A 13156-nucleotide genomic window follows, 5' to 3' on the forward strand; every position below is an offset into this window, starting at 1 on the left:
TGCTGTGATTAACACACTCACGTCGCTGCTCAATGCAGCCGGTATTTCCCTCTCCGATCAACAAAAACAGCAGCTGATTGCCTATGTCGGCCTGCTGGATAAGTGGAACAAAGCCTACAACCTGACCTCCGTCCGCGATCCGCAGCAGATGCTGGTGCGTCATATCCTCGACAGTATCGTGGTGGCGCCGCATCTTCAGGGCGCACGTTTTATTGATGTTGGCACCGGACCGGGTCTGCCAGGCATTCCGCTGGCTATCGTCATGCCGGAGGCGCACTTTACGCTGCTCGACAGTCTGGGCAAGCGGGTCCGGTTCCTGCGTCAGGTTCAGCATGAGTTAGGACTTACTAACATCACGCCGGTCCAGAGCCGGGTAGAGACCTTCCCGGCGGAACCCCCGTTCGACGGGGTGATCAGCCGTGCTTTTGCCTCCCTGACCGATATGGTGACCTGGTGTCATCATCTGCCGGGAAGGGAAGGGCGCTTCTTTGCGCTGAAAGGGGTGCGACCAGACGATGAAATTGCCGCTTTACCGGCGGGCTTTGGGGTAGATTCCGTCATCAGACTGCAGGTGCCTCAGCTGGACGGTGACCGCCACCTGGTCATTCTGCGTCACCAGTAACCTTATCGTCAGCAGGGTCTTAGCGCGTTTCAGCCTCAGGCCCTCTCAGGCGGCTGATTAAAAAAAACGCAGACGAGATCGGTGTGATAAAAGTTTTTGATTAAACGCGCGCGGTAAGAAGGTTAAAAAGGCCGATGGAAATTATCCGAAAAGCTCTGTTACATTTAACCTTTAATTCACATTTGGTTATCAGAAATATCACTTGTATAGCTGGGTAGCGGAATAAAAATAGTCACGTCAGAAAATATATCGCGGTAATAACCTGCCGTGCGTAATATCAGTTTCACGATTCTCAGGCACAGTTCGATGTCAATAGCCTGTTTTCCGGGAAATTACGCTTTCCGCTACAGCGATCTAATTTTAAGTGGCTGATTCAACTAGCCTTAACCTATGCAGGCCGGGCGCTGAAATAGCGCCCCGATAAAACTCATTCTGGCGCAGGTGCTTATTATGTGATCTAAAGCACGCTTTAAAAGCAAGACGCCAGTGAATTTTCAGTCCGATTCAGATGAATTCCGGCAGGGTAATCTTTGGAAAAATAGCCCTCCGGAAAGAAATTTAAATAATTGTTCACCTTTTCGCTACTTACCGATTGAAATCGCAGGTGCGGCCCGTATAATTTGCACGGCTTTTGCTGCTTGACTCAACTGCGCAAAGGCAGTCTTATACGACACGCGACATACCCCTGATGGGGCAGGAGAGTATCAGCGTCATGTCAGTGTCTCTTTACAGTGTGAAATTCGCCCGAACGGTGCTGATGATTCAGCTGGTGACGATAGTCATCATCGGCGCACTCTTTGCTGTTAAAGATGTCACGTGGGGTGTCTCTGCTCTTGCTGGCGGAGCGGCAGCCTGGCTGCCAAACGTATTGTTTTTGTTTTTAGCCTGGCGCCTGCAGGGGCAATCCCCCGCTTCGGGGCGAGTCGCGTGGAGCTTCGCTTTAGGTGAAATAGCCAAAGTGTTTGCGACCATCATTTTGCTCATTGTGGCGTTGGGTCTATTCGGCGCGGTCTTCTGGCCGGTCGGAATAACCTGGTTATCGGTGCTGGTGGTACACATGCTGGCACCGGCGGTAATTAACAACAAAGGGTAAGAGGCATCATGGCTGCAGGAGAAATCTCTACTCCGCAAGAGTACATTGGTCACCACCTGACTCATCTTCAGTTGGACCTGCGTACCTTCGAGTTAGTGAATCCGCACGACGCTCCCGCGACGTTCTGGGTATTAAATATCGATTCCATGTTTTTCTCTCTGGTGCTGGGAGTTATCTTCCTGGTGTTGTTCCGTAGCGTGGCGAAGTCTGTCACCAGCGGTGTGCCAGGGAAAATGCAGGCGGCTATCGAACTGGTTGTCGGCTTCGTTGATAGTAACGTGCGCGACATGTATCACGGTAAGAGTAAACTTATCGCCCCGCTGGCTCTGACAATCTTTGTCTGGGTCTTCCTGATGAACTTCATGGATCTGCTGCCAATCGACCTGCTGCCTTATATCGGCGAGCACGTATTGGGGTTACCGGCGCTGCGCGTCGTACCGTCTGCAGACGTGAACATCACGCTCTCTATGGCGTTGGGCGTATTTATTTTGATTCTGTTCTACAGCGTCAAAATGAAAGGCATTGGCGGCTTCACGAAAGAGCTGACGCTGCAGCCTTTTAACCACCCGATCTTCATCCCGATCAACCTGATTCTGGAAGGTGTAAGCCTGCTGTCTAAGCCTGTTTCACTGGGTTTACGACTGTTCGGTAACATGTATGCGGGTGAACTGATCTTTATCCTTATTGCCGGTCTGTTGCCGTGGTGGTCACAGTGGGTGCTGAATGTGCCGTGGGCCATTTTCCACATCCTGATCATTTCGCTACAGGCTTTCATTTTCATGGTCCTCACGATCGTCTATCTGTCGATGGCATCTGAAGAGCATTGATTTTTTTCTCAACACTACTTTCCCTCCTGATTCCGGGTGGCAGCGCACGCCGCTGAAGCCCGGAAGATGAAGGGAGCATTTAACTGAAACAAACTGGAGACTGTCATGGAAAACCTGAATATGGATCTGCTGTACATGGCTGCCGCTGTGATGATGGGCTTGGCGGCAATCGGTGCTGCGATCGGTATCGGCATCCTCGGAGGAAAATTCCTGGAAGGCGCTGCTCGTCAGCCTGACCTGATTCCTCTGCTGCGTACGCAGTTCTTTGTTGTAATGGGTCTGGTGGATGCAATCCCGATGATCGCTGTTGGTCTGGGTCTGTACGTGATGTTTGCTGTCGCCTAAAGCCCTGTGTTCACTCAGCGCACAATGTGCAGGGGTGAACGGATTCTGCCGCTTATCGCTGATAACGGCAGAAAAGTTAAATACTCAATCTAGAGGCATTGTGCTGTGAACATTAATGCAACAATCCTCGGCCAGGCTATCGCGTTCATCCTGTTTGTCGCGTTCTGCATGAAGTACGTATGGCCGCCGATTATGGCTGCCATCGAAAAGCGCCAGAAAGAAATTGCTGAAGGCCTTGCTTCTGCTGAACGTGCGAAGAAAGATTTGGATCTCGCGCAGGCTAATGCGACCGACCAGCTGAAAAAAGCCAAAGAAGACGCTCAGGTCATTATCGAGCAGGCGAACAAGCGTCGCACGCAGATTCTGGACGAAGCCAAAACCGAAGCTGAAAACGAACGTAATCGTATCGTGGCACAAGCGCAGGCGGAAATTGACGCCGAACGTAAACGTGCACGTGAAGAACTGCGTAAGCAAGTCGCGTTGCTGGCTATGGCTGGCGCCGAGAAGATCATCGAACGCTCCGTGGATGAAGCTGCTAACAGCGACATCGTTGATAAACTGGTCGCTGAACTGTAAGGAGGGAGGGGCTGATGTCTGATCTGATTACTGTAGCTCGCCCCTACGCCAAAGCAGCTTTTGACTTTGCTGTTGAGCATCAAAGTATTGAACGCTGGCAACAGATGCTGGCGTTCGCCGCAGAAGTGGCTCGCAATGAACAGATGGCTGATCTTCTCTCTGGTGCGTTAGCACCGGAAGCGCTGGCAGCGTCGTTTAACGCAGTCTGTGGTGATCAACTGGATGAACCCGCGCAGAACCTGATTAAGGTGATGGCGGAAAACGGACGTTTGACAGCGCTTCCGGCTGTACTGGCCCAATACATCGAACTGCGTGACGCTCATGAAGCCACCGCTGAAGTTGATGTTATCTCCGCCAGTACGCTGAGTGACGACCAGCTGAATAAAATCAGCGCCGCGATGGAAAAACGTCTGTCACGCAAAGTTAAGCTGAATTGCAAAATTGATAAGTCTGTGATGGCAGGCGTGATCATCCGTGCGGGTGATCTGGTTATTGATGGCAGCGTACGCGGCCGTCTTGACCGTCTGGCTGACGTCTTGCAGTCTTAAGGGGACTGGAGCATATGCAACTGAATTCCACCGAAATCAGCGAACTGATCAAGCAGCGCATTGCTCAGTTCAATGTCGTGAGCGAAGCTCACAACGAAGGTACGATTGTTTCTGTAAGTGACGGTATCATCCGCGTACACGGCCTGGCCGATGTCATGCAGGGTGAGATGATTGCCCTGCCGGGTAACCGTTACGCTATCGCCCTGAACCTCGAGCGTGACTCGGTTGGTGCTGTGGTGATGGGTCCTTACGCTGACCTCGCCGAAGGCATGAAGGTTAAGTGTACTGGCCGTATTCTTGAAGTACCGGTAGGCCGTGGCCTGCTGGGCCGCGTCGTGAACACCCTGGGTGCTCCTATCGACGGTAAAGGCGCAATCGACAACGACGGTTTCTCACCGGTTGAAGTGATTGCTCCTGGTGTTATCGATCGTCAGTCAGTCGACCAGCCGGTTCAGACCGGTTATAAGTCGGTCGATGCGATGATTCCAATCGGCCGTGGCCAGCGTGAGCTGATCATCGGTGACCGTCAGACCGGTAAAACCGCGATGGCGATCGATGCGATCATCAACCAGCGCGACTCAGGCATCAAGTGTGTCTACGTTGCGATTGGTCAGAAAGCCTCAACCATCTCTAACGTGGTTCGTAAGCTGGAAGAGCATGGCGCACTGCAGAACACCATCGTTGTTGTGGCGTCTGCGTCTGAATCTGCTGCACTGCAGTATCTCTCTCCGTACGCAGGTTGTGCGATGGGCGAATACTTCCGTGACCGCGGTGAAGATGCGCTGATCGTCTATGATGACCTCTCCAAGCAGGCTATCGCATACCGTCAGATCTCTCTGCTGCTGCGTCGTCCACCAGGTCGTGAAGCATTCCCTGGCGACGTGTTCTATCTCCACTCTCGTCTGCTGGAACGTGCATCACGCGTAAGCGCTGAATATGTTGAGCGTTTCACCAATGGCGCGGTGACAGGTAAAACCGGTTCACTGACTGCACTGCCGATCATCGAAACTCAGGCGGGCGACGTTTCTGCGTTCGTTCCGACCAACGTAATCTCGATTACTGACGGTCAGATCTTCCTGGAATCGAACCTGTTCAACTCCGGTATTCGTCCGGCGGTTAACCCAGGTATTTCGGTATCCCGTGTTGGTGGTGCTGCACAGACCAAGATCATCAAGAAACTGTCCGGTGGTATCCGTACCGCGCTGGCACAGTATCGTGAACTGGCGGCGTTCTCGCAGTTCGCTTCTGATCTGGATGATGCAACCCGTAAACAGCTGAGCCACGGTCAGAAAGTGACCGAGCTGCTGAAGCAGAAACAGTATGCGCCGATGTCTGTCGCGCAGCAGGGTCTGGTTCTGTTCGCTGCCGAGCGTGGCTACCTGAACGACGTTGAACTGGCAAAAATTGGTAGCTTTGAAGCTGCACTGCTGGCCTTCGCCGATCGCGACCACGCTGAGCTGATGGCTGAAATCAACCAGTCGGGCAACTTTAACAACGATATCGAAGCGAAGCTGAAAGGCCTGATCGATACGTTTAAAGCAACCCAGTCCTGGTAATGTCTGGCGGCTTGTCTGAAAAGGCAGGCCGCAAGGCTTTGAGGAGAAGCTAATGGCCGGCGCAAAAGAGATACGAAGCAAGATTGGAAGCGTGAAAAACACGCAGAAAATCACCAAAGCGATGGAAATGGTCGCCGCCTCCAAGATGCGTAAAACGCAGGAACGCATGGCGGCCAGCCGTCCGTATGCAGACACCATGCGCAAAGTGATTGGTCACCTTGCGTTGGGTAATCTGGAATACAAGCACCCTTACCTGGAACAGCGCGACGTCAAGCGCGTCGGCTACCTGGTCGTTTCAACAGACCGCGGGCTTTGTGGTGGTTTGAACATTAACCTGTTCAAAAAATTACTGGCGGATATGAAGTCCTGGTCCGATAAAGGCGTGCAGAGCGATCTGTCGATTATCGGTTCAAAAGGGGCGTCATTCTTCAGTGCTGTGGGTGGCAACATCGTGGCGCAAGTCAGCGGCATGGGCGATAAACCTGCCCTGTCTGACCTGATTGGCCCGGTAAAAGTGATGTTGCAGGCTTATGATGAAGGCCGCATCGACAAGCTGATGATCGTCAGTAACAAGTTCAATAACACCATGTCTCAGACTCCGACCATCACCCAACTGCTGCCGTTAGCGCCAGCGGAAGGTGAAGAAGAGATGAAGGCGAAGACCTGGGATTACCTGTACGAACCCGATCCGAAAGCGCTGCTGGATACCCTGCTGCGTCGTTATGTCGAATCGCAGGTTTATCAGGGTGTGGTGGAAAATCTGGCCAGTGAGCAGGCCGCACGTATGGTGGCGATGAAAGCCGCAACCGATAACGGCGGAAATCTGATCAAAGAGCTGCAGTTGGTGTACAACAAAGCTCGTCAGGCCAGCATCACCCAGGAACTTACCGAGATCGTCTCGGGGGCCTCCGCGGTTTAACCAGGTTTGGAATTAGGTAGAGGATTCAAGATGGCAACTGGAAAGATTGTCCAGATTATCGGCGCCGTTGTTGACGTCGAATTCCCTCAGGACGCGGTACCGCAAGTGTACAGCGCCCTCGAGGTGATGAATGGTGATGCACGTCTGGTGCTGGAAGTTCAGCAGCAGCTGGGCGGCGGCGTTGTGCGTACCATCGCAATGGGTACGTCTGACGGCCTGAAGCGTGGTCTGAGCGTCAACGACCTGCAGAAACCGATTCAGGTTCCAGTCGGTAAAGCGACCCTGGGCCGTATCATGAACGTTCTCGGCGAGCCAATCGATATGAAAGGCGAGCTGAAAGAAGAAGATGGCAGCGCAGTAGAGATCGCCTCTATTCACCGCGCGGCACCTTCTTATGAAGATCAGTCTAACTCGCAGGAACTGCTGGAAACCGGCATCAAGGTTATCGACCTGATGTGTCCGTTTGCGAAAGGCGGTAAAGTCGGTCTGTTCGGTGGTGCGGGTGTAGGTAAAACCGTCAACATGATGGAACTGATCCGTAACATCGCGGCTGAGCACTCAGGTTACTCTGTGTTTGCCGGTGTGGGTGAGCGTACTCGTGAGGGTAACGACTTCTACCACGAAATGACCGACTCTAACGTTATCGATAAAGTTGCGCTGGTCTATGGCCAGATGAACGAGCCGCCGGGTAACCGTCTGCGCGTCGCACTGACCGGTCTGACCATGGCGGAAAAATTCCGTGATGAAGGCCGCGACGTTCTGCTGTTCATCGATAACATCTACCGTTATACCCTGGCCGGTACAGAAGTTTCTGCACTGCTGGGTCGTATGCCATCTGCGGTAGGTTACCAGCCAACGCTGGCAGAAGAGATGGGCGTGTTGCAGGAGCGTATTACCTCCACCAAGACCGGTTCAATCACATCCGTACAGGCCGTTTACGTTCCTGCGGATGACCTGACTGACCCGTCACCAGCGACCACCTTCGCGCACCTGGACTCAACCGTTACGCTGAGCCGTCAGATTGCCTCTCTGGGTATCTACCCGGCCGTTGACCCGCTGGATTCTACCAGCCGTCAGCTGGATCCGCTGGTTGTGGGTCAGGAGCACTATGATGTTGCACGTGGCGTTCAGTCACTGCTGCAGCGTTATCAGGAGCTGAAAGACATCATCGCCATCCTCGGTATGGATGAGCTGTCTGAAGAAGACAAACTGCTGGTGGCACGTGCGCGTAAGATTCAGCGCTTCCTGTCTCAGCCGTTCTTCGTTGCGGAAGTATTCACCGGTTCACCGGGTAAATACGTTTCCCTGAAAGACACTATCCGTGGCTTTAAAGGCATCATGGAAGGTGAGTTTGACCACCTGCCAGAGCAGGCCTTCTACATGGTTGGTGCCATCGAAGAAGCCGTGGAAAAAGCGAAGAAACTGTAATAACGGTTTCCCGGGAGGAAGATTATGGCTATGACTTATCACCTGGATGTGGTCAGCGCAGAGGAGCAGTTGTTCTCTGGTCTGGTACAGAAAATTCAGGTGTCAGGTAGCGAAGGTGAACTGGGGATTTTCCCTGGCCATGCGCCGCTGCTGACTGCCATTAAGCCTGGAATGATCCGTATCGTGAAACAGCACGGCGAAGAGGAGTATATCTACCTCTCTGGCGGCGTGCTGGAAGTGCAACCGGGCAGCAGCACCGTTCTGGCCGATACCGCGATTCGCGGTACCGATCTGGATGAAGCGCGTGCTCTGGAAGCAAAACGCAAAGCAGAAGAGCACATGAACAGCAGCCACGGCGACGTGGACTATGCTCAGGCCTCTGCCGAGCTGGCGAAAGCCATTGCTAAACTGCGCGTGATCGAACTGACCAAAAAAGCGATGTAATCCAGCTTTATGCGTCACGAAATGCCAGCCCTCGGGCTGGCATTTTTTTTGTCTGCTGTGGCAAATCGGCCTCTTCGCCTAATTTCGGCCTGAGAAAAATGTAGTAATCTCCCCCCTAAACCGTTTTACTTTCACCCGTAAAAATTCACCCAGGATAGTTATGTCTAACAGTGCGATGAGTGTGGTGATCCTTGCTGCTGGCAAGGGCACCCGTATGTATTCCGATCTGCCGAAAGTTCTGCATACGCTGGCAGGCAAACCGATGGTTCAGCATGTCATTGACGCCGCCAAAGGGCTGGGCGCACAGCACATCCATCTGGTTTATGGTCACGGCGGCGACCGCCTGAAAGCAACCCTCACTGATAGTGCACTCAACTGGGTGTTGCAGGCTGAACAGCTTGGCACCGGCCACGCGATGCAGCAGGCCGCGCCTGCGTTTGCCGATGATGAAGAGATCATGATGCTGTATGGTGACGTGCCGCTGATCTCCCAGGAGACCCTGAAGCGACTGCGCGAAGCCAGACCGCAGGGCGGTATCGGGCTACTCACCGTGGTGCTGGACGACCCCACCGGATACGGGCGCATTGTGCGTGAGAACGGCACCATCACCGGCATCATCGAACAGAAAGATGCCAGCCCGGCACAGCTTGCCATTACCGAAATCAACACCGGTATTCTTATCGCCAACGGCGGCGATTTAAAACGCTGGCTGGCGCAGCTCACCAACAATAATGCGCAGGGCGAATATTACATCACCGACATTATTGCGCTGGCGCATCAGGAAGGGCGGACGATCAATGCCGTTCATCCGGCGCGTATCAGTGAAACCGACGGGGTGAACAACCGGCTGCAGCTGGCAACCTTAGAACGCACTTATCAGGCGGAACAGGCGGAAAAATTGCTGCTGGCGGGCGTGATGCTGCGCGATCCGGCCCGTTTTGACCTGCGCGGAACGCTGACGCATGGGCGGGATGTGGAGATCGACACCAACGTCATTATTGAAGGCCAGGTGACGCTGGGCGCACGCGTGAAAATCGGTGCAGGCTGCATTATCAGAAACAGCGTGATTGGCGACGATTGCGAAATCAGCCCCTATAGCGTGATCGAGGATGCCACCCTCGCGACCGCCGTCACCGTCGGGCCGTTTGCCCGTCTGCGTCCCGGCAGCGATCTGGCGCACGCCGCCCACGTGGGTAACTTCGTCGAAATGAAAAAAGCGCGTCTGGGCAGAGGATCGAAAGCGGGTCACCTCTCCTATCTCGGCGATGCGGAGATCGGCGACAACGTAAATATCGGTGCAGGCACCATCACCTGTAACTATGACGGCGCGAACAAATTTAAAACCGTGATTGGCGATGACGTCTTTGTGGGCTCCGATACCCAGCTGGTGGCCCCGGTCAGCGTGGCAGCAGGCACCACTATCGCGGCAGGCACCACCATCATGAAGGATGTGACCGAAGCCGGTCTGGTCTACAACCGTAAAGAGCAGAATCACAAAGCGGACTGGCAGCGTCCGGTGAAGAAAAAATAAATTTTTAACGGCCCGCCTTGAGCGGGCCGGTACAGTGCAGTGCCAAAACTATAATCCCCACTCTCTACAAGGCTCGGGGAACCGGCAAAGCCGGATATCAGGTCGCATGACAACGAAAGTGGCGAAAAGCCATGTAGTCAGGAAAACATCATTATGTGTGGAATTGTTGGTGCAGTAGCACAGCGCGATATCGCAGAGATTCTGCTGGAAGGTCTGCGTCGTCTTGAATATCGCGGATATGATTCGGCCGGTCTGGCCGTGGTCGATCGTCAGGGGCACGTTACGCGCCTGCGGCGTTTAGGGAAGGTGCAGAAACTGGCGGAAGCCGCTGAACAGCAGCCGCTGATTGGGGGCACCGGCATCGCGCACACGCGCTGGGCAACCCATGGCGAGCCGTCGGAAGCGAATGCGCATCCGCACGTCTCAGAACATATCATCATCGTGCACAACGGCATTATCGAAAACCATGAGCCGCTGCGCGCGGAGCTGATCGAACGCGGCTACGTTTTTGTTTCTGAAACCGACACGGAAGTGGTGGCGCATCTGGTTCACTGGGAGCAGAAGCAGGGTGGATCGCTGCGTGACGTGGTGCTGCGCGTGATCCCGCAGCTGCGCGGTGCCTATGGCATGGTCATCATGGACAGCCGCGATCCTTCACGGCTGGTGGCGGCCCGTTCCGGCAGCCCGCTGGTCATCGGTCGCGGCGTGGGTGAAAACTTTATCGCCTCCGATCAGCTGGCGCTACTGCCGGTCACCCGTCGCTTCATCTATCTGGAAGAGGGCGATATCGCCGAGATCAGCCGCCGCGACGTGACGGTAATCGATCGGGAAGGCAACAGCGTGACGCGCGCCGAGATTGAGTCGAACCTGCAATATGATGCCGGTGACAAAGGCATTTACCGTCACTATATGCAGAAAGAGATCTATGAACAGCCGATGGCGCTGAAAAGTACCCTGAGCGGTCGCTTCAGCCAGGGGCAGGTGGATCTCAGCGAGCTGGGTGCGGGTGCCGAGGCGCTGCTGAGCCAGGTCGAGCATATCCAGATTATCGCCTGCGGCACCTCCTATAACTCTGGCATGGTGTCACGCTACTGGTTTGAGTCGCTGGCCAACATCCCCTGTGATGTTGAGATCGCCTCGGAGTTCCGCTACCGCAAGTCAGCGGTGCGCAAAAACAGCCTGCTGATCACCCTGTCGCAGTCGGGCGAGACCGCCGATACCCTGGCGGCGCTGCGCCTCTCGAAAGAGCTGGGCTACCTGGGATCGCTGGCGGTCTGCAACGTGGCCGGTTCGTCACTGGTGCGCGAGTCGGACCTGGCGCTGATGACCAAAGCGGGCACTGAAATCGGCGTCGCGTCGACCAAGGCGTTCACCACGCAGCTCGCCGTCCTGCTGATGCTGGTGGCGAAACTGGGCCGTCTGAAAGGGATGTCTGCCGACACCGAGCATGAGATCGTGCACGCGCTGCAGGCGCTGCCCAGCCGGATTGAGCAGATGCTGGCGCAGGATAAGCTGATTGAGAATCTGGCCGAAGGCTTCTCTGACAAGCATCACGCGCTGTTCCTGGGTCGTGGCGATCAGTATCCGATCGCTATGGAAGGGGCGCTGAAGCTCAAAGAGATCTCCTACATCCATGCGGAAGCTTACGCCGCTGGCGAACTGAAACATGGCCCGCTGGCGCTGATTGATGCCGATATGCCGGTCATCGTTGTAGCACCCAACAACGAACTGCTGGAGAAGCTCAAATCCAACATCGAAGAGGTGCGCGCCCGTGGCGGCCTGCTCTATGTCTTTGCCGACCAGGATGCCGGCTTCAGCGACAGTGACGGGATGAAGATTATCCCGCTGCCGCATGTCGAAGAGGTGATTGCGCCGATCTTCTACACCGTGCCGTTGCAGTTACTCTCCTATCACGTCGCCCTGATCAAAGGCACCGACGTCGACCAGCCCCGTAACCTGGCCAAATCGGTTACCGTGGAATAATCAGGTGGGCCCCAGCGTGGGCCCACTTCATTTTTGCGCACTGTCATATAACTGTCATATTTCGTACATTTCACTGTCATCAAACTGTCCTATTTTCCCTCCTGCAGCAATCACTGACTCTTACTAAAACGGCCCCGAGCCTGACTTTTCTCCCCTGGAGGGAACATGACACTGATGCGTAGCACCGTAGCCCGAATTCTTGCCACCACCTTCGCCGTCAGCGCGGTATCTGCTTTTGCGGCCACCGATCTCACGGGCGCTGGCGGGACATTCCCGGCACCGGTTTATGCCAAGTGGGCAGCAGAATATCAGCAAGCCACCGGTAGCAAAATTAACTACCAGGGCATCGGTTCATCCGGTGGTGTCAAACAGATCATCGCCAAAACCGTGGATTTCGGTGCGTCCGATGCGCCTATGAAAGAGGAAGATCTGCAGAAAAATGGCCTGTTCCAGTTCCCGACCGTCATCGGTGGCGTGGTACTGGCGGTTAACCTGCCAGGCATCAAGTCAGGCCAGCTGACGCTGGATGGCAAAACCGTCGGTGATATCTACCTCGGTACCATCAAAAAATGGAACGACCCGGCGATTGCCAGACTTAACCCGGGCGTAAAACTGCCAGAGACCAACATCAACGTGGTGCGCCGCGCTGATGGTTCAGGCACCTCGTTCGTCTTCACCAGCTATCTGGCGAAGGTGAACCCGGAGTGGAACAGCAAAATCGGTAAAGGGAACACCGTTAACTGGCCGGTCGGTCTGGGCGGGAAAGGCAACGACGGTGTCGCCGCCTTTGTTCAGCGTCTGCCGGGTTCAATCGGCTACGTGGAATATGCCTACGCCAAACAGAATAACCTGACCTACACCAAACTGATGGATGCCGATGGCAAAGCGGTCGCGCCAGACGAAACCAGCTTCAGCAATGCTGCGAAAGGCGCTGACTGGAGCAAATCGTTTGCCCAGGACCTGACCTTCCAGAAGGGTGCAGATGCCTGGCCTATCTCCTCCACCACCTTCATTCTGATCTACAAAGATCAGGCGAATGCGGCCAAAGGCGCTGAAGTGCTGAAGTTCTTCGACTGGGCTTACAAAAGCGGCGGCAAAACGGCTAACGCGCTGGATTATGCGGCGCTGCCTGCGAGCGTAACCGAACAGATCCGTGCCGCATGGAAAGCCAACATCAAAGACAGTTCTGGTAAAGCGCTTTATCAGTAATTGAACGACCCTGACCGGACGGTAGTCCGGTCAGACCCAGCGGGCGGCGTCATGCCGCCCCGATAACCTCTGAAG

General features: G+C 54.7%; 13 protein-coding genes. All 13 read left to right on the forward strand.

Annotated features, from left to right (window positions below):
• Positions 1-4: 4 nt before the first annotated feature.
• Positions 5-622 (forward strand): 16S rRNA (guanine(527)-N(7))-methyltransferase RsmG, encoded by a 618-nt coding sequence (gene rsmG, locus CKF42_RS08870; RefSeq protein ID WP_111208004.1) that lies wholly within the window; start codon positions 5-7, stop codon positions 620-622.
• 712 nt (positions 623-1334) lie between these two features.
• The gene (atpI, locus tag CKF42_RS08875; RefSeq protein WP_009088196.1) at positions 1335-1715 is read left to right on the forward strand and encodes a F0F1 ATP synthase subunit I; all 381 of its coding nucleotides are present in this window, start codon (positions 1335-1337) and stop codon (positions 1713-1715) included.
• A gap of 8 nt (positions 1716-1723) precedes the next feature.
• A complete protein-coding gene (gene atpB / locus CKF42_RS08880; RefSeq protein ID WP_009088198.1) occupies positions 1724-2542 on the forward strand; it encodes a F0F1 ATP synthase subunit A in 819 nt (272 codons plus the stop codon).
• Between the two features lie 105 nt (positions 2543-2647).
• Positions 2648-2887, forward strand: a complete 240-nt coding sequence (gene atpE / locus CKF42_RS08885; protein ID WP_003849523.1) for a F0F1 ATP synthase subunit C — start codon at positions 2648-2650, stop codon at positions 2885-2887.
• A gap of 105 nt (positions 2888-2992) precedes the next feature.
• Positions 2993-3463 (forward strand): F0F1 ATP synthase subunit B, encoded by a 471-nt coding sequence (atpF, locus tag CKF42_RS08890; RefSeq protein ID WP_009088200.1) that lies wholly within the window; start codon positions 2993-2995, stop codon positions 3461-3463.
• A gap of 14 nt (positions 3464-3477) precedes the next feature.
• Positions 3478-4011 (forward strand): F0F1 ATP synthase subunit delta, encoded by a 534-nt coding sequence (atpH, locus tag CKF42_RS08895; RefSeq protein ID WP_009088203.1) that lies wholly within the window; start codon positions 3478-3480, stop codon positions 4009-4011.
• 14 nt (positions 4012-4025) lie between these two features.
• Positions 4026-5567 carry a F0F1 ATP synthase subunit alpha gene (gene atpA, locus CKF42_RS08900; RefSeq protein WP_009088205.1) on the forward strand — a complete coding sequence of 514 codons (1542 nt, stop codon included), beginning with the start codon at positions 4026-4028 and terminating at the stop codon, positions 5565-5567.
• Positions 5568-5619: 52 nt separating this feature from the next.
• A complete protein-coding gene (gene atpG / locus CKF42_RS08905; protein ID WP_003849534.1) occupies positions 5620-6486 on the forward strand; it encodes a F0F1 ATP synthase subunit gamma in 867 nt (288 codons plus the stop codon).
• 30 nt (positions 6487-6516) lie between these two features.
• On the forward strand, positions 6517-7914 hold the full coding sequence (atpD, locus tag CKF42_RS08910; protein WP_058957193.1) for a F0F1 ATP synthase subunit beta: 1398 nt from the start codon (positions 6517-6519) through the stop codon (positions 7912-7914).
• Positions 7915-7938: 24 nt separating this feature from the next.
• Positions 7939-8358, forward strand: coding sequence for a F0F1 ATP synthase subunit epsilon (locus tag CKF42_RS08915; protein WP_008926374.1), 420 nt, complete (start codon positions 7939-7941; stop codon positions 8356-8358).
• A gap of 160 nt (positions 8359-8518) precedes the next feature.
• Positions 8519-9889, forward strand: a complete 1371-nt coding sequence (gene glmU / locus CKF42_RS08920; protein WP_111208005.1) for a bifunctional UDP-N-acetylglucosamine diphosphorylase/glucosamine-1-phosphate N-acetyltransferase GlmU — start codon at positions 8519-8521, stop codon at positions 9887-9889.
• 153 nt (positions 9890-10042) lie between these two features.
• The gene (gene glmS / locus CKF42_RS08925) at positions 10043-11872 is read left to right on the forward strand and encodes a glutamine--fructose-6-phosphate transaminase (isomerizing) (protein WP_009088215.1); all 1830 of its coding nucleotides are present in this window, start codon (positions 10043-10045) and stop codon (positions 11870-11872) included.
• Positions 11873-12037: 165 nt separating this feature from the next.
• Positions 12038-13081 (forward strand): phosphate ABC transporter substrate-binding protein PstS, encoded by a 1044-nt coding sequence (gene pstS, locus CKF42_RS08930; protein WP_009088217.1) that lies wholly within the window; start codon positions 12038-12040, stop codon positions 13079-13081.
• The last annotated feature ends 75 nt before the right edge of the window (positions 13082-13156 follow it).

This window comes from Pantoea sp. ARC270 (assembly GCF_003236725.1).
Classification (GTDB): domain Bacteria; phylum Pseudomonadota; class Gammaproteobacteria; order Enterobacterales; family Enterobacteriaceae; genus Pantoea; species Pantoea anthophila.